The organism is Rothia halotolerans, from assembly GCF_004136635.1.
Classification (GTDB): Bacteria; Actinomycetota; Actinomycetes; order Actinomycetales; family Micrococcaceae; genus Rothia; species Rothia halotolerans.
In genome coordinates, this window is the sequence record NZ_NOIU01000005.1 from 14963 (window position 1) to 36333 (window position 21371).

20 protein-coding genes are annotated in these 21371 nt (G+C 71.5%); 11 read left to right on the forward strand and 9 right to left on the reverse strand.

Going from position 1 to position 21371, the window contains the following annotated elements; all coding sequences use genetic code 11:
* Nucleotides 1-155: 155 nt before the first annotated feature.
* Both speB and EWV39_RS12460 read left to right on the forward strand, forming a co-directional pair.
* Nucleotides 156-1229 carry an agmatinase gene (gene speB, locus EWV39_RS12455; protein WP_129660853.1) on the forward strand — a complete coding sequence of 358 codons (1074 nt, stop codon included), beginning with the start codon at nucleotides 156-158 and terminating at the stop codon, nucleotides 1227-1229.
* Between the two features lie 26 nt (nucleotides 1230-1255).
* On the forward strand, nucleotides 1256-2530 hold the full coding sequence (locus tag EWV39_RS12460; RefSeq protein WP_238148340.1) for an aminotransferase-like domain-containing protein: 1275 nt from the start codon (nucleotides 1256-1258) through the stop codon (nucleotides 2528-2530).
* Nucleotides 2531-2611: 81 nt separating this feature from the next.
* Here EWV39_RS12460 and EWV39_RS12465 read toward each other — a convergent pair whose 3' ends face one another.
* Nucleotides 2612-3676 (reverse strand): sulfurtransferase, encoded by a 1065-nt coding sequence (locus EWV39_RS12465; RefSeq protein ID WP_129660856.1) that lies wholly within the window; start codon nucleotides 3674-3676, stop codon nucleotides 2612-2614.
* 557 nt (nucleotides 3677-4233) lie between these two features.
* Nucleotides 4234-4779: a transglycosylase SLT domain-containing protein gene (locus EWV39_RS12470; protein ID WP_165313305.1), complete on the reverse strand. Its 546-nt coding sequence runs from the start codon at nucleotides 4777-4779 to the stop codon at nucleotides 4234-4236.
* 193 nt (nucleotides 4780-4972) lie between these two features.
* On the opposite strand from EWV39_RS12470, the gene EWV39_RS12475 reads away from it, so the two are divergent.
* The 4 genes from EWV39_RS12475 to EWV39_RS12490 are packed head-to-tail and all read left to right on the forward strand — an operon-like array spanning nucleotide 4973 to nucleotide 8709.
* Nucleotides 4973-5473 (forward strand): DUF456 domain-containing protein, encoded by a 501-nt coding sequence (locus tag EWV39_RS12475; protein WP_129660862.1) that lies wholly within the window; start codon nucleotides 4973-4975, stop codon nucleotides 5471-5473.
* Between the two features lie 19 nt (nucleotides 5474-5492).
* Nucleotides 5493-6146 (forward strand): hypothetical protein, encoded by a 654-nt coding sequence (locus EWV39_RS13905; RefSeq protein ID WP_193554716.1) that lies wholly within the window; start codon nucleotides 5493-5495, stop codon nucleotides 6144-6146.
* Nucleotides 6143-7453 carry a glycosyltransferase 87 family protein gene (locus tag EWV39_RS12485; protein WP_238148341.1) on the forward strand — a complete coding sequence of 437 codons (1311 nt, stop codon included), beginning with the start codon at nucleotides 6143-6145 and terminating at the stop codon, nucleotides 7451-7453. Before EWV39_RS13905 ends, EWV39_RS12485 begins: the two co-directional genes overlap by 4 nt.
* Nucleotides 7450-8709 (forward strand): MFS transporter, encoded by a 1260-nt coding sequence (locus EWV39_RS12490; protein WP_238148342.1) that lies wholly within the window; start codon nucleotides 7450-7452, stop codon nucleotides 8707-8709. Before EWV39_RS12485 ends, EWV39_RS12490 begins: the two co-directional genes overlap by 4 nt.
* A gap of 92 nt (nucleotides 8710-8801) precedes the next feature.
* On the opposite strand, the gene EWV39_RS12495 is transcribed toward EWV39_RS12490, so the two are convergent.
* A complete protein-coding gene (locus EWV39_RS12495) occupies nucleotides 8802-10223 on the reverse strand; it encodes a glycoside hydrolase family 1 protein (RefSeq protein ID WP_129660865.1) in 1422 nt (473 codons plus the stop codon).
* Between the two features lie 390 nt (nucleotides 10224-10613).
* On the opposite strand from EWV39_RS12495, the gene EWV39_RS12500 reads away from it, so the two are divergent.
* Nucleotides 10614-11306 carry a TetR/AcrR family transcriptional regulator gene (locus tag EWV39_RS12500; RefSeq protein ID WP_129660868.1) on the forward strand — a complete coding sequence of 231 codons (693 nt, stop codon included), beginning with the start codon at nucleotides 10614-10616 and terminating at the stop codon, nucleotides 11304-11306.
* On the opposite strand, the gene EWV39_RS12505 is transcribed toward EWV39_RS12500, so the two are convergent.
* The 4 genes from EWV39_RS12505 to EWV39_RS12520 form a co-directional block, all read right to left on the reverse strand.
* Nucleotides 11239-12189, reverse strand: a complete 951-nt coding sequence (locus tag EWV39_RS12505) for an AraC family transcriptional regulator (protein ID WP_129660871.1) — start codon at nucleotides 12187-12189, stop codon at nucleotides 11239-11241. The two genes, EWV39_RS12500 and EWV39_RS12505, sit on opposite strands and share 68 nt — an antisense overlap.
* Before the next feature lie 14 nt (nucleotides 12190-12203).
* Nucleotides 12204-13247, reverse strand: a complete 1044-nt coding sequence (locus EWV39_RS12510) for an NAD(P)-dependent alcohol dehydrogenase (RefSeq protein WP_129660874.1) — start codon at nucleotides 13245-13247, stop codon at nucleotides 12204-12206.
* A 192-nt stretch (nucleotides 13248-13439) separates the two neighbouring features.
* The gene (locus EWV39_RS12515; RefSeq protein ID WP_165313307.1) at nucleotides 13440-14744 is read right to left on the reverse strand and encodes an MFS transporter; all 1305 of its coding nucleotides are present in this window, start codon (nucleotides 14742-14744) and stop codon (nucleotides 13440-13442) included.
* Between the two features lie 534 nt (nucleotides 14745-15278).
* Nucleotides 15279-15713 (reverse strand): Hsp20/alpha crystallin family protein, encoded by a 435-nt coding sequence (locus tag EWV39_RS12520; RefSeq protein WP_129660876.1) that lies wholly within the window; start codon nucleotides 15711-15713, stop codon nucleotides 15279-15281.
* A 149-nt stretch (nucleotides 15714-15862) separates the two neighbouring features.
* On the opposite strand from EWV39_RS12520, the gene EWV39_RS12525 reads away from it, so the two are divergent.
* The 3 genes from EWV39_RS12525 to EWV39_RS13840 all read left to right on the forward strand — a co-directional run bounded on the left by EWV39_RS12525 (nucleotide 15863) and on the right by EWV39_RS13840 (nucleotide 16590).
* Nucleotides 15863-16159, forward strand: a complete 297-nt coding sequence (locus EWV39_RS12525) for a MerR family transcriptional regulator (protein WP_129660880.1) — start codon at nucleotides 15863-15865, stop codon at nucleotides 16157-16159.
* Nucleotides 16156-16281: a hypothetical protein gene (locus EWV39_RS14255; protein WP_272947843.1), complete on the forward strand. Its 126-nt coding sequence runs from the start codon at nucleotides 16156-16158 to the stop codon at nucleotides 16279-16281. Before EWV39_RS12525 ends, EWV39_RS14255 begins: the two co-directional genes overlap by 4 nt.
* Before the next feature lie 153 nt (nucleotides 16282-16434).
* A complete protein-coding gene (locus EWV39_RS13840; RefSeq protein WP_165313309.1) occupies nucleotides 16435-16590 on the forward strand; it encodes a hypothetical protein in 156 nt (51 codons plus the stop codon).
* Between the two features lie 63 nt (nucleotides 16591-16653).
* Here the strand turns inward: EWV39_RS13840 and EWV39_RS12530 are convergent, their stop codons facing one another.
* Both EWV39_RS12530 and EWV39_RS12535 read right to left on the reverse strand, forming a co-directional pair.
* Complete coding sequence (locus EWV39_RS12530; RefSeq protein WP_202864936.1) at nucleotides 16654-17667, reverse strand: ribokinase; 1014 nt, start codon at nucleotides 17665-17667, stop codon at nucleotides 16654-16656.
* Complete coding sequence (locus EWV39_RS12535) at nucleotides 17664-19700, reverse strand: M13 family metallopeptidase (RefSeq protein WP_129660883.1); 2037 nt, start codon at nucleotides 19698-19700, stop codon at nucleotides 17664-17666. Before EWV39_RS12535 ends, EWV39_RS12530 begins: the two co-directional genes overlap by 4 nt.
* Before the next feature lie 262 nt (nucleotides 19701-19962).
* Between EWV39_RS12535 and EWV39_RS12540 the strand changes: the two genes are divergently transcribed.
* Nucleotides 19963-21366 (forward strand): FAD-dependent oxidoreductase, encoded by a 1404-nt coding sequence (locus EWV39_RS12540; RefSeq protein ID WP_129660886.1) that lies wholly within the window; start codon nucleotides 19963-19965, stop codon nucleotides 21364-21366.
* The last annotated feature ends 5 nt before the right edge of the window (nucleotides 21367-21371 follow it).

Sequence of the window (21371 nt, forward strand, 5' to 3'; positions counted from 1 at the left end):
TCCTCCCTCGCCGGGCCGCGTCATGCCGTCCCGCCGCGCCATGCCCCACCGCCCCTCGCGCCGCCCCGGCACGGCGCACGGGTTCCCTCACAAAACATTTGTTGCATAATGGAAAACAGTCGTATGGCCCAGATCTCACCGCTACGGAGGTTCCCATGAGCAACACCCAGCCCCAGAACGTGCGCGCCAGCTTCTCGGCCGACGCCGAGCGCGTCGTCGCCCCCGGCCCCGACGGCCGGGAGAACGTCGGCCCCGTCAACGCCGCGCAGGTCCCGCGCTGGGCCGGGCTGGGCACCTTCGCCCGTCTTCCGCGGCTGGACGAGGTGGAGGGTGCCGAGGTCGTCGTCGCCGGCGTCCCCTTCGACACCGGCGTCTCCTACCGCCCCGGCGCCCGCTTCGGCCCCAACCACGTGCGCGAGTCCTCGCGCCTGCTGCGCCCCTTCAACCCCGCGCAGAACGTCTCCCCGTTCCAACGGGTGCAGGTGGCCGACGCCGGGGACATCGTCGGCAACCCCTTCAACATCGAGGAGGCCCTGGAGGCCATCGAGGCCGGCGCCCACGAGCTGACCAAGGACGGCGCCAAGCTCGTCTCGATCGGTGGCGACCACACCATCGCGCTGCCCAACCTGCGCAACCTGCACAAGGAGCACGGGAAGATCGCGCTGCTGCACTTCGACGCCCACCTGGACACCTGGGACACTTACTTCGGCGCCGAGTACACCCACGGCACCCCGTTCCGCCGGGCCTTCGAGGAGGGCCTGCTGGACACCGACGCCGTCTCCCACGTGGGCACCCGCGGCCCGCTGTACGGGACCCAGGACCTGGACGACGACGCCCGCTTCGGCTTCGGCATCGTCTCCTCCGCCGACATCTACCGGCTGGGCGTGGACCGCGTCGTCGAGCTGCTGCGCGAGCGCGTCGGCGACCGGCCGCTCTACCTCTCCCTGGACATCGACGTGCTGGACCCGGCCCACGCGCCCGGCACCGGCACCCCGGAGGCCGGCGGGGCCACCAGCCGCGAGATCCTCGAGATCATCCGCGGGCTGCGCGGGACCAACGTGGTCGGCGCCGAGGTCGTGGAGGTCGCCCCGGCCTACGACCACGCCGAGCTCACCGGCATCGCCGCCGCCCACATCGTCTACGACTTCATCAGCCTGATGGCCCTCGGCGCCGGCGCTCCCGCGGACGGCCCGGCCTACGGCGAGGCCGAGAACAGCTACGGCGAGTAGAGACGGACAGAGAGGAAGGAACCCAGATGGTCAGCATCCAGGAGCTCATGGAGGGCGCCACCGGCGCCGACGCGAGGCTCATGCGGGGCTTCGCCTCGCGGGCGGCGGGCTTCCGGCCCTCGCCCGTGCGGGACGTCTTCGAGGTCTCGATGCGCCCCGGCATCATCTCCCTGGCCGGCGGCAACCCGGACCTCGAGCTGCTGCCGCTCGAGGAGCTCGGGCAGATGGCCTCGAAGATCATCGCCGAGGAGGGCCTCGAGGTCCTCCAGTACGGCTCCGGCGCGGGCCTGGAGGAGCTGACCGAGCTGGTCTGCGACTTCATGGCCTCCGAGGGCAGCCGCCCCCGCCCGGAGGAGGTGCAGATGACCGCCGGCTCCCAGATGGGGCTGGACCTGGTCACCAAGCTCTTCACCGACCCCGGCGACGTGATCCTCACCGAGGGCCCCACCTACACCGGCGCGCTTGGCGTCTTCGAGGGCTACGAGGTCGAGGTGCAGCAGGTCCAGATGGACGACGCCGGCCTGGACCCGGCTGCCGTCGAGGCCCGGATCCGCGAGCTCCGGGCCGAGGGCAAGCGCATCAAGCTCCTCTACACCATCCCCGACTACCAGAACCCCACCGGGGTGACGCTGGCCGAGGACCGCCGCGCCGAGCTGGTGCGGGTGTGCCGGGAGCACGACGTCGTGGTGGTCGAGGACAACCCCTACGGCCAGCTGGGCTTCGGCGGCGAGCGGCACCGCTCCCTGCACTCCTACGACCCCGACGCCGTGGTCTACCTGGGCAGCTTCTCCAAGATCTTCTCCCCGGGCGTGCGCGTGGGGTGGATGGTCGCGCCGCCGCGGGTGCGAAAGTTCCTGCAGATCGCCTCCGAGGCGGTCACGATCTGCCCGTCGGTGCTCTCCCAGCGCCTGGTGCTCGGCTTCATGCGGGAGGGGATGTGGGAGTCCCACACCCAGCGCACCGCGCAGCTGTACCGCCAGCGGTGCGAGGCGGTGCTGGCGGCCTGCGAGCGGCACATGCCGGAGGGAACCCGCTGGACCGTCCCGGCGGGCGGGTTCTTCACCTGGCTCACGCTCCCGGAGGGCGGCCGCCACGCCGACGCCGCCCAGGCGCTGCCGGAGGCCATCGACGCGGGCGTGGTCTTCGTCCCCGGCACGGCCTTCTACGACGACGCCGCGGCCCACGCGGCCGGCAGGGCCCCGGCGGTGCCCACCGGCGCAGCGAACCTGCGCCTGGCCTACTCCAACGGCGAGCCCGAGCGGCTCGCGGAGGGGGTGCGCCGCCTGGCGAGCGTTCTGTAGGGAGCGCGCCGGCCCGCCCTGCGCTGGCCCGGGCCGGCCCCGCCGCTGGCCCGGCCTCCCCGGCCCGGCGTCGTCCTCCGCTCAGGTCGCGAGCGGCCGGTCCGTGGCGGAGTACTGGGACCAGGAGCCGGGGTAGAGCCGGCCGTGGATGCCCGCGGCCTCCAGCGCGACGAGGTCGTGGCACGCGGTGACGCCCGAGCCGCAGTAGACGATCGGCTCGGCGTCGCCCGCCACCCCGGCCTCGGCGAAGCGGCGGGCGATCGAGGCGGGGGAATCGAAGAGGCCGTCCGGGCGAATGTTCTCCCGGTGGAAGACGTTCAGCGCGCCGGGGATGTGCCCTGCCCGCGGGTCCATCGGCTCCGTCTCGCCGCGGTAGCGCTCCGGCGCGCGGGCATCGACCACCGGCTCCCCGGAGGCGGCGGCCGACGCCGTCTCCTCCATCGAGGCGAGCCACCCGGGATGCACCGCGACCGGCGAGAAGCTGCCCGGCTCCGCGGCGTCGACCTCCTCGGCTCCCGCGCGCAGCGCCTCCCGGCCGTGGGCCTCGGTCCAGGCCTGGAGGCCGCCGTCGAGCACGGCGGCCTCGCGTCCGGTGGCGCGCAGCATCCACACGAGCCGGGAGGCGGAGGCGCCCGAGGCGTCGTCGTAGGCGATCACGCGGGTCCGGTCGGTGACGCCCGCGGCCTCCATGCCGCGGGCGAAGACCGCCGGGTCGGGGAGCGGGTGGCGGCCCTCCGCCGGGGAGGCGGGGGCGGCGAGCACGGCGTCCAGGTCCACGAAGGCGGCGCCCGGGAGGTGCCCGCCCTCGTAGGCGGCGAAGCCGGAGCGGCCGTCGAGGTACCAGCGCACGTCGACCACCCGGATCGGGGCGGGGCCGCCGTCCTCGCCTGAGGCGGTCCCGGCAGCGTCGGACGAAGCGATGGCGGCGGACGAAGCGGCGTCGGCGTCGGCGTCGGCGGGGGATGACGAGGCGGACTCGGCCGAGACGTCACCGGGCGAGGTCTTGCCGGATGAGGCGCCGGCGAACGAGTCGTCATCGGGCGCAGCTCCGTGGGAGGTAGCGCCATCGGGCGAGGGCGCGTCGGGACCGGCGGCGAGGCGGTCGAGCTGGTCGACCGAGACGATCCACGGGAAGTTCAGGCTCATGCGTCCCAACCTACCGCTCTCCCCGCCGGGGGTGCAGGGGGCGGCGGCTTCCGGGGGAGAACCACGGCGAGGGCTCCGGACGGGATGTGAGCTGAATGGGCCACGAACCCGGCGGAGTGCGAATCCAGCGGAGCGCGGACGATCCCGCAAAAGAGCGTCAAAGCCTCGCGCCAACTAGGCGTTTTCGGAGGGATCCTTCCGCCCGGAGACGGAGACGGAGACGGAGACGGAGACGGAGACGGAGACGGAGACGGAGACGGAGACGCTGTGGCGACGTCGGAACGCCGGAACGCCGGGGAAGGGAGCCCCGAAATTTTCGGAACGATACCTCCGAAAACCGCTAGTTCAGAGATGACGATGGTGTGAGGCGAGGCAAAACCGGGTGGGGCGAGACGGAACAAGGCTAGGCGAGGCGGAGCAAGGTTAGGCAGGGGGGCGAAACGAGGCAAAGCCGGGAGAAGCGAAGCGCGACGGGGTGAGACGCAACGAAACGCAGGCGAGGCGAACCCCGGTCGGCGCTGCGCCGGCGCGGGACCGGGCGCACCCCGCGCCGGACCTCAGCGGCAGCTGGTCGTGTACTTGCTCGCCGCGAGGTCCTGGATGCGCTCGACGTACTTCTCCGTCTCGGCGTAGGGCGGGATCCCGCCCGCGTCCGTCACGGCGTTGGGACCGGCGTTGTAACCCGCCAGCGCGTACCGGGTGAGCTCGTCCTCCGAGTCGGCGAGGGGCTCCAGCTCCTCGCGCAGGAAGCTCATGTAGCGCCCCTGGGCGGCGATGGCGTCCTCCTCGTCCAGAGGATCTCCGGCGCCCCAGATGTCCCAGGTGTCCTGGGTGAACTGGGCGATGCCCATCGCCCCGGCGCGCGAGTGCGCCTCGGGGTTCCAGCTGCTCTCCGCCTCCAGCTGGGCTGCCAGGACCGAGACGGGGAAGCCCGACTCCTCGGAGGCGGCCTCGACGTCGTCCTGCAGGTCGTCCGGTATCGGCTCGGTGCCCAGCACGACCTCGCAGCGTCGCGTCCCGTCCTCGGCCCACAGCCCGACCGCCCCGACCAGCAGCAGCGCCAGCGCACCGAGGACCTGCCAATGGTCCAGGATCCCGCGCACGACGCCGCCCCCGGACGTGCCGGGTTCGTTCCGTTCTCCCGTCGGGCGAGGGGAGGCGGTCCCCTCGGAGCTGTTCGGCGAACTCATCATCGTGGACAGGGTACCGCGGCGGCCCCCGCGCGCCAGCGATATCCCGCCCTGCGAGACGCCGCATGACCCGGCCCGCCGCGTATCAGCCGCGTAGCATGGTCCCATGACCGCCGCGATCATCGCGACCATCGTCGCCGCCGTCCTCATCGTCATCGGGCTCCTGGGGATCATCTTCCCCGTCCTGCCCGGCTCCGTGTTCATCATCGCCGCGGCCGTGGTCTTCGCCGTCGTGGTGCAGGCGCCGGAGGGGTGGTGGATGCTCGGGCTGGGCGGAGGGCTCTCGGCCATCGGCCTCTCGGCGAGCCTGCTGCTCACCGGGCGGGCCATGAAGCGGCGGAGGATCCCCAACCGATCGCTGCTCTTCGGGGCGCTGGGCGCCGTCGTCGGCATGTTCGTGCTGCCCGTGTTCGGGCTGATCCTGGGGTTCGCCGTGGGGCTGTTCCTCTTCGAGCTCAGCCGGCAGCGGGACGCCCGGCTGGCGCTGGACTCCTCGTGGGCCGCGCTCAAGGCGGCGGGGCTGGGGCTGCTCGTCGAGCTGGCGTGCGGGCTCGCGGCCGGGACCGTGTTCGTCATCGCGGTGCTGACGTACTTCATCACCGCGTGAGGCCGATAGACTGGCCTGCGTGAAATCTCTGCCAGCGTCCCTGACCCTCGCCGCCGCGGCCGTCATCCAAGCCCTGGGCCAGTTCGCGTACTTCGCGGATGCCATCACCATCTCGGGGCAGATCTTCTTCCCGATCCTCTTCGCCCTGATGGCGATCTACCTGGGCTTCCGGACGAAGGACTCCGAGCGCTTCGAGCGCACGCACGTGGTGATCACCGTGCTGGGGTTCCTGCTGCTCATCCTGAGCGCCGTGGGCCAGATCGGCACCATCTTCGCGCTGTACCCGCAGCCGATCATCTACTACGCGGCGTTCGCGCTGCTCGCCGTCACCGTGGCGCTGCGGATCACGGCCATGCCCAAGAAGGCCAAGGCCGAGAAGGCGGGCAAGGCACCGCGGCGTCGTCGCCGGGTCGCCGGCGCCGGCCCCACCCACCTGGTGGCCACGCCCAAGGGCGAGGCCGCCCCCTCCGCCGCGGAGCGCGGGGACGCGCCCGCCGCTGGCACCGGGACGGATGAGGCCGCCGGCGCCGGCGCGCCCGCCGGCGCCGGCGCATCTGCCGGGACCAGTGCGTCCGCCGAGGCCGAGGAGTCCGCCGGGACCGGCCGGCCCGCCGAGTCCGACGCCCCCGCCGCCGACGCCCGGGCCGAGTCCCGCCGCGAGGGCGACCGTTGAGCCCCGCCTCCGCCGCTCCCGCCCCCGCATCCGAGACGACCCCGCGCCGCGCGTGGCAGGTCGTGGCCTGGATCGTCGTCGTCGCCGTGCTGGGCGGTCAGCTCGTCCACGCCCTGACGGTCGGCGGCCTGGACTTCACCGTCTACCGCGCCGGCGCCGCCACGATCTTCGGCAACGACGGCATGGACGTGGACCTCTACGAGCGCAACCTCATCCAGCTCACCGCCGACTCCTACCTGCCCTTCACCTACCCGCCCTTCGCCGCGCTGGTGCTGCTGCCCTTCGCCTTCGTGCCCCCGCAGGTCGGCGTCGCGTTCATGGTGCTGCTGTCGATGGCGGTGGCCTGGTGGATCTCGACGCTGATCGTCGACTACGCCAACGCCCGGGGCCGGATGCTGCCCCTGCAGGACAGGCTGGGCCGCACGACGACGATCGCCCTGCTCACCGCCCTGATCTGCTTCTCCGGCCCGTGGCGGCGCGGCCTCGGCCTGGTCCAGATCAACCCGCTGATCATGCTCCTGGTCCTGTGGGACCTGGTCCGCCCGGCGACCCGCGTGCCGCGCGGGCTGTTCATCGGCATCGCCGGCGGCATCAAGCTCACCCCGCTGGCCTTCGGCCTGATCCTGCTGATGCGCAAGGACGTCAAGGGCGTGATCACCCTCGGGATCACCTTCGCGGCGACCGTGGGACTCGGCTTCCTGCTGCTGCCGCGCCAGGCGGTAGAGTTCTGGACCCACGCGGTCTCCGACCCCTCGCGGGTGGGCAACATCAACTACCTGGACAACATCTCGATCCAAGGCTGGCTCATGCACTTCGGCGTGACCGGCGACGTGCTCAAGGTCCTCATGTACGTGCTGATCCTCGTGCTGCTGGTGGGGGTCGCCGCGGCCATCCCCGCGCTGGAGAGGCGCGGGATGCGGATGTCCGTCGTCGCCCTGACGGCCTTCCTGATGCTGCAGATGTCCCCGATCTCCTGGTCGCACCACAACACGTGGCTGCCGCTGATCGCGGCCGCGGTCTGGGTCGACGCCGTCCCGTGGCTGTTCTCCCGGCCGGGCCCGCAGCGCAGGATCGCGATGGTCCTGGCCTGGGTGGGCCTGGCGGGGCTGTACATCTCGCCGATGTGGATCGGCGTCGCCCTCTACGGCTCGACGGAGTACCTCGACTACATCGACACGGTGCCGCTGGTCGTCTCGGCGATCCCGATCCTGTGCCTGTTCCTCTTCGTCTGCCTGTGGCTGTGGGCCGTGTGGCGGCACCGGAACGACGCCCTCGCCCCGACCCGCGGGGAGCCCGTGGCGATTTGAGCGGCGCGGCATCATCACAGGAGGCCGGGACCGCCGAGGCGCCCGGCCGCGGCATGGGCCGGTACGGGCGCAGGGCGGTCCTCGCCTCGGCCGTGGGCTACGGCCTGGACGGCTTCGACCTGCTCATCCTGAGCTTCGCGCTCGGCGGGATCATCACCTCCTTCGGGATCGACGACGTGCAGGCCGGGGCCCTGGCCACCTACACGCTGTGGGGCGCGGTGCTGGGCGGCGTCGTCTTCGGCGTCGCCAGCGACCGGCTGGGCCGGGTCAAGGTGCTGACGTACTCGGTGATCCTCTTCGCCGTGTTCACGGGGCTGGCCTGCTTCGCCCCGAACTACGAGTCGCTGGCGGTCCTGCGGTTCATCGCGGGGATCGGGATCGGCGGCGAGTTCGGCATCGGGATGACGCTCGCGGCGGAGGCCGTCTCGGCGCGGCACCGGGCGCGGGCGACGTCGTGGGTCGGCATCGGCTTCCAGGTGGGGGTGCTCGCGGCCGCGCTCGCCTCGGCGCCGATCATCGCCGCCTTCGGCTGGCGCGGGCTCTTCGCGGTGGGCGCGCTGCCCGCCCTGATCGCCGTCGTCATCCGCGCCAAGCTCGAGGAGTCCCCGCGCTTCATCGAGCACGCGGAGCAGGCCGGGCAGACCCGGGGCCTGGGCCTGAGGCGGGTGGGGGAGCTCTTCAAGGACGCCCGGACCGTGCGCATCTCGGTGGCCATGATCGTGCTGACCTCGGTGCAGAACTTCGGGTACTTCGGCATCATCACCTGGCTGCCGCGCTACCTCAGCGAGCAGATGGGACTGGGGCTGACCAGCTCCTCCCTGTGGACCGCCGTGACGGTGCTGGGGATGGCCTTCGGGATCGTGGTCTTCGGGTACATCGCCGACCGGTTCGGCCGCCGCCCGGCCTTCTGGATCTTCCAGGCCGGCGCCGCGCTGAGCGTCCTGGCCTACAGCCAGCTCAGCGAGGCGACGGCGCTGCTGCTGGGCGGGTTCGTGATGGGCATCTTCGCCAACGGCATGATCGGCGGCTACGGCGCGCTGATGGCCGAGCTGTACCCGACGGCGGTCCGCGCCACCGCGCAGAACGTGCTGTTCAACATCGGCCGCGGCATCGGCGGGCTGGCGCCGGCGGTCATCGGGGCCGTGGCGGCCGCCCACGGCTTCCCCTTCGCGCTGGCCCTGCTGCCGGCGATCTACGTCCTGGCCTTCCTCACCATGTTCGCCGTCCCGGAGCGCCGCGGGGCCGAGCTGGACTGAGGGCGGGGACGGCCCGCCGATAGAGGCCGGTGGCCGGCGGCACCCGCCGCGCCTCCGCCCGCGTCTGAGCTGGTCCCCGGCGCGGGGCGCCCCTACTCCGTGAGCGACGCCCCGTTGGTGCGGATGACCTCGGCGTACCAGTCGAAGGACTTCTTGGGGTAGCGCTCCAGCGTCCCGCCGCCGTCGTCGTCGCGGTCCACGTAGATGAAGCCGTAGCGCTTGCTCAGCTGGGCGGTGCTCGCACTGACCAGGTCGATGCAGCCCCACGCGGTGTAGCCCAGGACCTCGACGCCGTCCCGGATCGCCTCGCCGACCTGCAGCAGGTGGTCCCTGAGGTAGGAGATGCGGTAGTCGTCGAGCACGGTCCTCACGCCGTCGACCTCCACCAGCTCGTCCTTGGCGCCCAGGCCGTTCTCGACGATGAACAGCGGCTTCTGCCACCGGTCCCAGAACTGGTTCAGGACCAGGCGCAGCCCCACCGGGTCGATCTGCCATCCCCATTCGCTGGCCTCGAGGGCGGGGTTGGGGATGCCGCCCAGGATGTTGCCCCGCCCCGGCTCCCGGCGCTCCGGGTCGGCGCTCTCGCACACGCTCATGTAGTAGCTGAAGGAGACGAAGTCGACCGTGTGGGTCAGGTCCTCGCGGTCCTGCTCGGTGATCTCCAGCTCGATCCCCTCCTCGCGCAGCGTGCGCAGGAAGTACCCCGGGTACCGGCCGCGGACGTGCACGTCGCCGTAGACGAGGTTCCGGTGGTCGGCCTGCATCACGGAGAGGGCGTCCGCGGGGTCGGGGGTGAGCGGGTAGACCGGCATCGAGAGGACCATGCAGCCGATCCGCGCGGCGGGGGCGACCTCCCGGGCCATCCGGGTGACCCGGGCGCTGGCCACGAGCTCGTGGTGCATCGCCTGGTACAGCGCCTGCTCGGAGAGCTCCTCCCGCGGGGTGTCGATGCCGCCGCTCATGAAGGGCGCGTGCAGCAGGGAGTTGATCTCGTTGAAGGTGAGCCAGTAGGTGACCCGGGAGCCGTAGCGCTCGAGCAGGACGCGGGCGTAGCGCTCGTAGAAGCCGATGAGCTCCCGGCTCGTCCAGCCGTCGTAGGCCTCCGCGAGGTGCAGCGGCGTCTCGTAGTGGGAGATGGTGACCAGGGGCTCGATGCCGTGCCGCTCGAGCTCGTCGAGCACCCGGTCGTAGAAGGCCAGGCCCTCCTCGTTCGGCTCGGCCTCGTCGCCGCGGGGGAAGATGCGGCTCCAGGCGATGGAGAACCGGTAGGTCTTGAAGCCCATGCGCGCGAACAGGGCGATGTCCTCGGCGTAGCGGTGGTAGAAGTCCACGGCCTCGAGCTTGAGGTTCTCGGGCGTCGGGCGCCGGCTGCGCGGGGAGCCGATGCCGCCGTGGGGGAGCACATCCTGGACCGAGAGGCCCTTGCCGCCCTCGGCGTACCCGCCCTCGACCTGGTTGGCGGCGGTCGCCCCGCCCCACAGGAAGCCCTCGGGGAACATCGTCGTCTCGGTCATCTGGGCAGCTCCAGTTCTCGCGGAGGGGTCCTCGCTGCGGATCCTCGCTCGGCTGAGAGCCCGCGGACGGCTTCGCGGTCGATGAGCGCCTCGTACCGGGCGCAGCGGGAGGCGGCCATGGCGGCCGTCGAGGCCACGGTACCCCATCCGCCTCGTGGCCCGGAGGCCGTCCTGCGCGGCGTCGCGCTCGATATACAGCAGACCGATCCGTCGTCCGGAATGTGAAGGGAGGCCCCGTGTGATAATCGCCATTAAGGGGCGGGAATCGTTGGTCCGGACCATGACCGAGTGGTAACTAATTATAGACGGGACCCTTTCGGAAGTGAGGCGAGATGGGATGTCGCCTCACTCGCGGGGTCTCATCGTGATAATTCGGAAAGGTTCGAATAGATGCCCAGGCGGAATACGGTCAATCGATGCGAGATGTCCCGAAGAATCATTCTCGCGTCTGTGGAGCTGTTCGCGGAAGTGGGGTATGGCTCGGCGTCGATGGACGAGGTCGCCCGCCGCTGCGGGGTCTCCAAGCCCATGGTGTACAGGTATTTCAGCAGCAAGGCGGAGATCTATGAAAAGATCGTCACAGTGCACTCCGAGGGGTTCCTGGAAATCCTCGACGGCATGGACCCTGGGGCGAAGAGCGATGTCGGCGGCGCGCTCTCCCTGCTCAAGGCGTTCATGGATTTCGCCCGTGAGCACAGCTCGGCATATGAGATAGTCTTCGAATCCGAATCATTGTTCATGCCCGACGTCGCCGAGCTGATCGGGGAATTCACCGAGGCGCTGAGGATGAGGATCCTCAGGGACTATCCCGCCATGCTCACCCCCGGCCTGCGCGGCAGCGCCCGGATCGCCGAGGTCCAGATCCTCCTGGGCTCGACCATCAACATCGCGCGGAAGCTGGCCCGGGCCGAGGACGCGGAGGAGCGGGAGATGCTCGTGCAGCTCTACCTCTCTCTGACGGGCATCCCCTTCCAGCCGGCCGACCGCGAGCGGTGCCGGCTCCGCTCATCGGCCTCTAGCCTCCCCGCGTCCGCCGGTACTCCCGCGGTGTGCTCCCCGTCTCCTCCCGGAAGCGGCGGTTGAAGTTCGAGAGGTTGGCGAACCCGGCTGCCCAGCAGACCTCGGCCACGGGAAGGTCGGTCGTGCGCAGCAGCCTGCACGCCTCGGTCACCCGCAGGCGGGTCACGGTGCGGGAGAAGCCGACCGACGTCGCCCGGGTGAACAGGCGCGAGACGCCGGAGCGTGACATCGTGAGGTGCTCAGCGACGTCGCCCAGGCGCAGCGGTCCCGCCAGGTGCTCGTACACGTAGCGCAGGGCGCGGTCGAAGGTCTCGCTCTCGTCCCGCGGCAGGGCGCGGGCGGCGTGGTGCGGGTCGATGATCTCCCGCTCCTCCCGCGGCGCCGCGACCAGGACGCTCAGCAGCGTCAGCGCGGCGGCGAAGCGTTCCATGCCGGTGGTGCCGCGCATGGAGGCGAGGACCCGGGCGGCCCGCTCGCGGGTGGCACCGGTGAACTCGACGCCGTGGGCGGCGTCGGCGAGCAGCCCGTCCAGGACCCCGAGGGCCGGCAGCAGGGCCGCCAGCCGCTCCGGCAGCATCGGATCGATCTGCAGTAGCATGTCCCGGCCCCGCACCGTCTCGTCCGGGGGCAGCGGGCTCACCCAGTGGTGGGGGAGCCCGCTGCCCACGAGGTAGAGGCTGCCGGGCTCGAAGACCCGCACGGCCGTGCCGATGTGCGCGGTACCGGTGGAGGCGGTGATCAGGTGGATCTCGATCTCCGGGTGGTGGTGCCAGCGGCCCAGGGGGTGTGGGTAGTCGTGCTGGAACCAGCGCAGCCCGCTCGCCGAGTCCAGCGGCACGAGCTCCCGCTCGGCGGCCCCGAATCGGCCGGCTCCGGCGGGGTCTGAGCCGGTCCGCGCCGGCCCGGCTCCGGCCGGGACGGGGCCCTCGTGCACCGGAACGGCCATGGTTCCCTCCTGGGTCAGACCCTGATCTGGATCTTCGTGTCGGTGGGGCGCCCCTCGGCCCCCCGCTCGAAGGCGGCCACCGCGTCCTCGAGCGAGTAGGTCTCGGTGACCAGCCGGGACAGGTCCACCGTATCCCCGGCGGCCAGGTCGATCGCCTTCTGGTACACGTTGGCGTAGCGGAAGACCGTCTCGATCCGCAGCTCGCGCGTCTGAGCGGCCGCGACGTCGAAGGGCACCGGATCCGCCGGGATGCCGACGACGACGAGCGCCCCGCCGGGCGCCGGCAGCTCCCACAGCCCGCGGTAGGCCCCCGCGGCCCCCGAGGCCTCGAAGACCGCCTGCGGCCCCCACCCGCCGGTCTCCCGGCGGATCCGCTCGCCGAGGTCCTCCTCCGAGGCGTCGACGGGCACGATCCCCTCGATCCCCTCCACCAGCGCGAGCTTCTCCCGCGCGACGTCGCTGACGTACACCCGGCTCGCCCCGCCGGCCAGCGCCGCCAGGGCGGTCACGATCCCGATGGTCCCGCAGCCGACCACCGCCGCGACGTCGCCCGGGGCGAGCCGCGCCTTGGTGGCCGCCTGCATCCCCACCGCGAACGGCTCGATCAGCGCGCCCTCGGCGTAGGAGAGGCAGTCGGGCAGCCTGAAGACGTACTCGGCCGGGTGCAGGACCTCCTCGACGAGGCAGCCGTCCACCGGCGGCGTGGCCCAGAACCGCACGGCCGGGTCCACGTTGTAGATGCCCTCGCGGGAAGCACGGGAGCGCGGATCGGGGATCCCCGGCTCCATGCAGACCCGGTCGCCGGGGACCAGGTGCTCGACGCCGTCACCCACCTCGAGCACGGTCCCGGAGCCCTCGTGCCCCAGGATCATCGGCTCCTCGACGACGAAGGGGCCGACCCTCCCGTCGGTGTAGTAGTGGACGTCGGATCCGCAGATGCCCACGGTGTGCATGCGGATGCGCACCTCGCCGGGGCCGGGAGCCCCCGGGGCGGGGACGTCCTCGACGGTGATGCGGCCCTTCTCCTGCAGGACGACTGCCTGGACGGTCTCGGTCATGATGGGGTCCTTTCCGCGGGCGGGCCCGCCGGGTTGGGGTCGATAGCGATGGGCCGGTGCCTCCGGGCGGCGGCCGGGAGGGGTGGCTGGGAGAGGGGGGCGAGGATCGAGGAGGGGCGGCGGACGGCGTCCAGAGCGGACGTCGCCCGGGACGGACGATGTCCGGAGCGGGCCGCACCCGGGGCGGCCGCCCTAGGCGAGCACCGAGGACCCCCGGCGCGCGGCGGCCCGCTCCCGGGCGGGCAGGGGCCTGCCGTGCTCGTCGGTGATGCCGGGCTGCGGGGGCCGGATGAAGAAGGTGACCACCGTGCCGAGCAGGAAGAGCCCGGCGTAGACCCAGATGACGCCGAGGGAGCCGAGGAGCGGGAGGAACAGCGTCGCGATGCCCGGTCCGATGAACGTGGTCAGCCCCGAGGCGAGGTTGTGGGCGGAGATCGCTGCGCCGCGGTGCTCGGGCGCGAGGGCCGGGAAGATGGCGCCCATGGGGACGAAGGCGGTGACGGAGCAGGCGAAGACCACGGCGGCGACCAGCATCGCGACGTAGCTGCCGCCGAACAGGTGCGGGATGTAGCCGAAGGCCAGGGCTGCCAGGGCCATGCCGCCGAAGCCGAACCAGCGCATCTGCCGCATCCACCCGTAGCGGTCGCCGAGGCGTCCCCAGACGATGTTGGCCACGATCGTGATGGTGTTCATGATCGCCCAGAGGCTCATCCACTCGGCCTGGCTGAACCAGGGCCGCGAGTCGTCGAGCTGGCCGGTCAGGTAGAGCGGCATCATCATCGGGAAGCCGTAGAGGGTGATGTTGCACAGGATGCGGATGACCACGGCCAGGGAGATCTGCGGCCGCTCGGCGAGGATCGTGACGCCGCGCAGCAGCTCCCGTCCCCGGGCGGCCCCGCTCAGCCGGCGCGAGAGGTCCTCCTCCGGCGGCGGCCCCGGAACCAGGAACAGGCACATGAGAGTACCGATTCCCACGAGCGCCGGCGCCAGCCAGAGCGTCCCCAGCTCGCCCACGAGCGGGATGGTCAGCGTCGGGATGAAGGCGCCGAGCGAGCCCAGCCCGACCGAGAACGCGGCCCAGAACCAGCCCATCGCGGAGGCGAGCCGGCCGGGCTCCACGCTCTGGGCGATGAGCACCACGAAGGAGTACATGAACAGCGGGTAGGCGACGCCGCGCAGCCCGTAGGTCAGCATCGCGGCGCCGGGGCTGGTCAGCCCCGCGGTCACGAACAGCAGGTGCAGCCCGATCCACAGGACGCCGCCGAGCAGCATGAGGCGCTTGGCGCCGAAGGTCTCGGCCAGCACGCCGGTGGTCCACGCGGAGACCGCGACGACGAAGCCGTAGATCGTGAAGACCATCCCGGCCTGGGTGCCGGTGAAGCCGTGCTCCACCACGAGGTAGCGGGAGAGGAAGGTCAGGTCGAAGCCGTCGCCGGCCATGAAGACGGCCAGGGCGATGTAGCCGAAGAGCAGGCGCTTGGGCATGCCGAGGATCACGGGCACTCCTTCGTACGGATCGTCCCCCGCGGGGGCGGCGCGGCCGCGTCCGGACCAGCCCGGGCGCGCAGCCACCCCTCGAGGCTCTCAGGAGGCCGGCGGCGGAACCAGCGCCGGGATCCCGTTCCACCGGTACTTTGATGCATCCTGCCCCTGGGGATAGCGGAATCCGCTCCTCCGGAAGAGGAGGGCACGCGAAAGCCCCTCGCCGCAGCGGATGCGGCGAGGGGCTGCTGTGTTCCGGGAGGAAGATCCATGGGCGGCTCATCGAGGCGGAGATCGTTCATGGGGCGGGGGAGGCGTCGGAGCCCGCCCTCTGCCGGACCCCGCGGGCCGCGCCGGACCCAGCGCGACGCGCGAGGAGGCGGGCCCGTCGGTCCCGCGGCCCATGCGGCGACGGACGGGAGGGGCGGCCCCGCCCTCGTCTACCTCCTCCAGCTCCAGGAGACGGGCATCGGAGAGGACCATCTCCCAGAACCGCCGGTCGACGCCGTCGTCGACGATGCAGGTGCTGTCGAGGAGCATCGGCGCCTCCTAGGCGCCGATGGCGTCCCGTGCGCCGGCGGAGCCGGTCTGGATCTGGATCTTCCGTGGCTTGGCCTGCTCGGCCACCGGGATCTTCAGCCCGAGCACCCCGGCGTCGTAGGCGGCTTCGATCTTCGAGGTGTCCAGGCCGTCGCCCAGGATCAGCTGCCGCCTGAAGACCCCGCGGGGCCGTTCCGCCGTGATGAGGTCCTTGGCCTGCTCGGGGCTGGAGCGGTGGGCCTCGACGGTGACCACGTTGCGCTCCACGTCGAGCTCGATCGTCTCGGGGTCGACGCCGGGCAGGTCCAGCTCCACCCGGAAGACGCCGTCCTCGCGCCACGCGTCCATGGGCATCATCGTCGGGTGCGCGGTGGTCCCGTGGGTCCCGAAGAACTGCTGCGACAAGCGCTCGAGATCACGGAATGGATCGGTTCGCATCAACATTCTCAATCACCTTCTCCGAATCAACTGTCTGCGGATGCGATCGGAACTGCTGCATCAGGCGACCTTGAATCTCTATCACCTGATGTAGATAATATGTAGCACCATGATGCAGATGCGACAAGACCCCCGAACAGGAATCAGGAGAAGAGATGGCGGCATATCCTGAAGGCCCCGGGGCCCGGCAGGGCATCTACGGGATCTCGGTGGCCGCCGAGCTCACGGGGACCGGGGTGCAGACCCTGCGGCAGTACGAGCAGCGCGGCCTGATCGATCCCGAGCGGACTCGAGGCGGTACCCGGCGCTACAGCTCGTACGACATCCACCGCATCGAACGCATCATCGTCCTGGTGGGCGACGGACTGAACCTGCGGGGCGTCGCCCGGGTCATGGCCCTGGAAGATGAGAACGCTCGGCTCCGAGCGGCTTTGAAGGAGGCAGCATCGTGAATCGTCCGCACCCGCACCCCCGCTACGAGGCCCCCGAGCTGGACTACCCCCTGCCGGAGGCCGAGGAGAACGTCGCCCCGGCAGGGGCCTCGCTCCTCGGCTACTGGGGAGAGGCGCACTGACGTCCCTCCCGCGGAGGAGAGGATCCGACGCCCGGTGAGAGAAGGAACGGCGGAATCACAGGGTTGAGCAGTGCCATGGCGGGCGAGGGCGGGAACGCCCTGCCCCGTGGTGTGCTCCGGCTCCTCCGCCGAGGATGAGGAAGGGAACGAGGGATGAGCACCGAAGAGAACGCATCGACCACCGACCTCGAGACGAGGGTCGACGAGCTGACCAGCCGCATCCACACCCTGGAGAAGCGGCTGGCCTCCGTGGCGGAGGCCCTCCAGGAGGCCCAGACGGACATCGACGCCCTGCGCATCGAGCGCTGACGGGGAGGGGCGCGTGCCCTCTGGGCGACGGGCCGTCCCGACGTCCCAGAGGGCGCCCCGGGCTCAGCCCGCCGAGTCCCCGGCTTCCTCCAGGCTGAACGAGGTGTACGAGGAGGAGGCTCCCCTCCTGCCCACCACCCGCCCCACCTCACGCCCGGCGATGCGCGCGCAGGCGCCGAGGAGCTCGCATCCGAGGGGCTCGTCCCCCGGGTCCTCGGCCTCGTCCAGCCGCCGGGCCAGCGCCGCGCAGAGCACGCCGACGAAGGCGTCGCCGGCCCCGGTGGTGTCGAGCACCTCGGCCACCGGCGTCGCCGGGATCTCCAGGACCTCCTCGGCCTCGCGCACGGCCGCGAGCGAGCCCCGGGCCCCGAGGGTCACCACGACGGCGGGGGCGATCGCCGTCAGGGCCCTGGCCTGCGCGGCGGCGGATCCGTCCCCGCCCGCCACCGGGCCGCCCGCTTCCGTCCCGCCGGCGTGGCGGGCGAGCACGGCCGCGGCCTCCGACTCGTTGACCACGAGCACGTCCACGGCCCCGAGCGCCCGCCCCGAGACCTCGGCGGCGGGCGCCAGGTTCAGCACCATCCGGACCCGGCGGCACCGGCCCACGGCGCGGACGGTCGCCTCGATCGTCTCCACGGGGATCTCGCCCTGGGCGACGACGACGCGGGCGCCGTCGAACCCGGCCGCCGCGGCCGCAGCGACCATCTCGCGCCCGAGCGAGAGGTTCGCGGCGGGCACGATCGAGATCGAGTTCTCCCCGGCGGCGTCGACCGTAATGTGCGCGGAGCCCGAGTCCATGCCCGGGATCCGCGCCAGACGGGAGATCCCGACGCCGTGCTCGGCCAGCGAGGCCTGCAGGGAGGAGCCGGCGGAATCGTCCCCCACGCACCCCAGGAACGTCGTCGGCGTCCCGGTCAGCGCGGCCGCCACGGCCTGGTTGGCCCCCTTGCCGCCCAGCCCGTAGGAGACGGAGGAGCCCACCACGGTCTCGCCCGGGGCGGGGAACCTCCGCACCGCGACCGTGACGTCGCGGCTCACGGAGCCGACGACGCAGACGCCGCCCTCCCCGCGATTCACCAGATCCTCACCCGCTCCTCGGGCGCGAGCCACAGCTGGTGCTCCGGGCCGACGCCGAAGGCCTCGTAGAACTCGTCCACGTTCCGCACGATCCCGTTGCACCGGAACTCCGCGGGGGAGTGCGGGTCCATCGAGAGGTACAGCTGGGCCATCTGCGGCCGGGCCTTGGAGCGCCAGATCTGCGCGTAGCTCATGAGCAGCCGCTGCAGCGCGCTCACCCCGCCCGCCTCGGGGGCCGTCTCCATGGTCAGACCCTGCTTCTGAAGCGCCTTGCGGTAGGCCTTCAGCGTGATCGTCAGCCCGCCCAGGTCGCCGATGTTCTCGCCCAGGGTCAGCTCGCCGTTGACCGTGTCCTGCTCGGGGTCCAGGCCCTCGGGCGTGTACCCCGAGTACTGGGCCACCAGGGCGGAGGTGCGCTGCTCGAACTCCTCGAGGTCCTCGGCGGTCCACCAGTCGTGGAGGTTGCCCGCGCCGTCGTACTTGGAGCCCTGGTCGTCGAAGCCGTGGCCGATCTCGTGGCCGATCACCGCTCCGATGCCGCCGTAGTTGACGGCGTCGTCGGCGTCCATGTCGAAGAAGGGCGGCTGCAGGATCGCGGCGGGGAAGGCGATCTCGTTCATCACCGGGTTGTAGTAGGCGTTGACCGTCTGCGGGGTCATGTGCCACTCGTCGCGGTCGATCGGCTGGCCGAGCTTGCCCAGCTCGTAGTCGTGCTCGAAGCGGTTGCCGGCGCGCACGTTCTCCAGCAGGTCAGCGCCGATCCGGAGCCCCGAGTAGTCGCGCCACCTCTCCGGGTAGCCGATCTTGGGGGTGAAGGCGGCGAGCTTCTCCAGCGCGCGCTCGCGGGTGCCCGGGGTCATCCAGGGCAGCGCGGAGATGGAGTCGCGGTAGGCCTCGATGAGGTTCTCCACCAGCTCGAGCATCCGCTCCTTGTGCTCGGGCGGGAAGTGCCGGGCGACGTACTCCCGGCCCACCTCCTCGCCGAGCAGCCCCTCGACCAGCCCGACGCCGCGCTTCCACCGCTCGCGCATCTGTTCGGTGCCGGTGAGCGTCCGGGAGTAGAAGTCGAAGTTCTCCCGCACGACGGCGTCGGGCAGGAAGGGCGCCCGGGCGTGGGCCGCGTGCCAGGCGGCCCACAGCTTCCAGCGCTCCAGCGGCTCGGTCGCCCACAGCCCGGCGAAGGACTCGGCGTAGGAGGGCTGAGAGACGATGGTCTTCCCGAAGGCCTCCTCGCTGCCGCCCAGCCCCTCGATCCAGCGCAGCCACGGGAAGCCGGGGAAGGACTCCTCGAGCTCGCGCGGGGTGTACGGGTTGTAGCGCTTGTTGGCGTCGCGGCAGGTCACCTTGTCCCAGTGGTGGGAGGCGATCTTGGTCTCGAGGTCGAAGACCGCGCGGGCGGCCTCCTCGGGATCCGCGCCCAGCCGCTCGGCGGCGCCGGTCAGCTCGAGCATCCGCGCGATGTGGGCCCGGTAGGCCTCGCGGATGTCCGCGTACTTCTGCTCCCGGAAGTACTCCTCGTCCGGCAGGCCGATCCCGGACTGCACCAGGTAGGGCACGTACTCGGTGGCGTTCTTGGCGTCGTTGTTGACGTAGACCCCCACCGGGCTGCCGACGCCGCTCGCGTCCAGCTCCGCGAGCACGTCCGCCAGGGCGTCCGAGTCCGCAGCTCCCTCGATCAGCGCGAGGTCCCGCTCCAGCGGCGCGGTCCCGGCGGCCTCGATCGCCTCCTCGTCCATGAAGGAGTTGTAGAGTGCGCCGATCTTGGAGTCCGGGTCGGCCCGGCCGGCGTCGGCGATGATGTCCCTGACCCGCTCCTCGGAGAGGTCGCGCAGCTGGTGGAAGGCGCCGTCGATGCCGCGGTCGGCGGGGATCTCGTGGGCGGCGATCCAGGCGCCGTTGACGTAGCGGTAGAAGTCGTCGCCGGGGTCCACGGAGGCGTCCATCGCGGAGGCGTCCAGACCGGCCGTCCCGGCCACCTCGTCTTCGTTCGGCTCGGGGGCGTCGGTGCGGGGGGCGGGGTTGCGTGCAGTCATGGCACCACGATAATGCGAACCCCGGGCCCCACGCCGCTGCGCAGGGCGCCTGTGGACGGGCGCAGGGTGCGTGTTCGCGGACAGCTCCATCGATGCCGGCGCGCGGGGTCCCCGAGCGGGGCGGCTTCCCATGTGACCGTGTGACGATCCCTGAAGAATTACTAAGGTCACCCTGACCGATGGTTGCCGCGCGGGTAGAATCGATGGCAGTGTCCACGGACTGTCTCCCCGCGCGGGGAGGTCAACGGAAAGGAAAAACCTCGTGTCTTCAGCCCCCGAGCGTCCGCTGCGCGTGGCAGTCATCGGCTCCGGGCCGGCGGGCGTCTACGCCGCCGACCTGCTCAGCCGCTCCGATGCCGTCGCGGAGGGCGAGGTGGACGTCAGCATCGACATCTACGATCGCTACCCCGCGCCGTTCGGGCTCATCCGCTACGGCGTCGCCCCGGATCACCCCCGTATCAAGGGGATCGTGACCTCGCTCCACAAGATCATGGAGAACGAGAGGATCCGCTTCTTCGGCAACGTCGAGTACGGCACGGACCTCCTCCTGGAGGACCTTCGGGCCCACTACGACGCCGTCATCTTCGCCACCGGCGCGGTCTACGACGCCTCCCTGCACATCCCGGGCATCGAGCTGGAGGGCTCCTACGGGGCCGCCGACTTCGTCGCCTGGTACGACGGCCACCCGGACGTCTCCCGCGAGTGGCCGCTCGAGGCCCGCGAGGTCGCGGTGCTCGGCAACGGCAACGTGGCGCTCGACGTCGCCCGCGTGCTCTCCAAGCACGCCGAGGACCTCCTGGTCACCGAGATCCCGGACAACGTCTACGAGGGGCTGAAGAAGTCGCCGGTGACCGACGTCCACATCTTCGGCCGGCGCGGCCCCGCGCAGATGAAGTTCACCCCGCTGGAGCTGCGGGAGCTGGCGAAGTCCCGCGACGTCGACATCGTGCTCTACGACGAGGACTTCGAGTTCGACGAGGCCTCCGAGGCCGCGATCGAGTCGAACAACCAGATCAAGGCCATGATCAAGACGCTGAACAAGTGGCGCGAGGAGCAGCGGGAGAACCCCGGCACCGCCTCCCGCCGCCTGCACATGCACTTCATGCAGTCCCCGGCGGAGCTCGTGGGCGACGCCGAGGGCCGGGTCTGTGCGCTCCGCATGCAGCGCAACGAGCTCGACGGCGCCGGCGGCATCCGCCCGACCACCCAGATCCAGGAGTACCCGGTCCAGGCCGTGTACCGCGCGATCGGCTACTTCGGCTCCGAGCTGCCCGAGGTCGGCTTCGACTCCCTGCGCGGGGTGATCACCAACGTCGAGGGCCGCGTGGTGGACGAGACCGAGAACACCGTCCCCGGCCTCTACGCGACCGGCTGGATCAAGCGCGGCCCGGTGGGCCTCATCGGCTCCACCAAGTCCGACGCCCTGGAGACCATCAACCACGTGCTCGAGGACCGCGAGTTCACGGCCGAGCGCCCCGGTCTGAAGCAGATCGAGGATCTGCTGGCCGAACGCGGCATCGAGTACACCACGTGGTCGGGCTGGCGCAGCCTGGACGAGCACGAGCAGGCCCTCGGGGCCGAGCTCCAGGACGCGCAGGGCAATCCCCGCAAGCGCGTCAAGGTGGTGCCCCGCGAGGACATGGTGAGCATCTCCCGCGCCGACTAGCCGGC

What these genes read in the sequence shown, in the direction of transcription:
- EWV39_RS12500 (WP_129660868.1), top strand. Translation starts at nt 10,614, where the DNA reads ATGCCCAGGCGGAATACGGTCAATCGATGCGAGATGTCCCGAAGAATC.
- EWV39_RS12460 (WP_238148340.1), top strand. Translation starts at nt 1,256, where the DNA reads ATGGTCAGCATCCAGGAGCTCATGGAGGGCGCCACCGGCGCCGACGCG.
- EWV39_RS12520 (WP_129660876.1), bottom strand. Translation starts at nt 15,713, where the DNA reads ATGTTGATGCGAACCGATCCATTCCGTGATCTCGAGCGCTTGTCGCAG.
- EWV39_RS12510 (WP_129660874.1), bottom strand. Translation starts at nt 13,247, where the DNA reads ATGACCGAGACCGTCCAGGCAGTCGTCCTGCAGGAGAAGGGCCGCATC.
- speB (WP_129660853.1), top strand. Translation starts at nt 156, where the DNA reads ATGAGCAACACCCAGCCCCAGAACGTGCGCGCCAGCTTCTCGGCCGAC.
- EWV39_RS12475 (WP_129660862.1), top strand. Translation starts at nt 4,973, where the DNA reads ATGACCGCCGCGATCATCGCGACCATCGTCGCCGCCGTCCTCATCGTC.
- EWV39_RS12525 (WP_129660880.1), top strand. Translation starts at nt 15,863, where the DNA reads ATGGCGGCATATCCTGAAGGCCCCGGGGCCCGGCAGGGCATCTACGGG.
- EWV39_RS13840 (WP_165313309.1), top strand. Translation starts at nt 16,435, where the DNA reads ATGAGCACCGAAGAGAACGCATCGACCACCGACCTCGAGACGAGGGTC.
- EWV39_RS12535 (WP_129660883.1), bottom strand. Translation starts at nt 19,700, where the DNA reads ATGACTGCACGCAACCCCGCCCCCCGCACCGACGCCCCCGAGCCGAAC.
- EWV39_RS12465 (WP_129660856.1), bottom strand. Translation starts at nt 3,676, where the DNA reads ATGAGCCTGAACTTCCCGTGGATCGTCTCGGTCGACCAGCTCGACCGC.
- EWV39_RS12495 (WP_129660865.1), bottom strand. Translation starts at nt 10,223, where the DNA reads ATGACCGAGACGACGATGTTCCCCGAGGGCTTCCTGTGGGGCGGGGCG.
- EWV39_RS12505 (WP_129660871.1), bottom strand. Translation starts at nt 12,189, where the DNA reads ATGGCCGTTCCGGTGCACGAGGGCCCCGTCCCGGCCGGAGCCGGGCCG.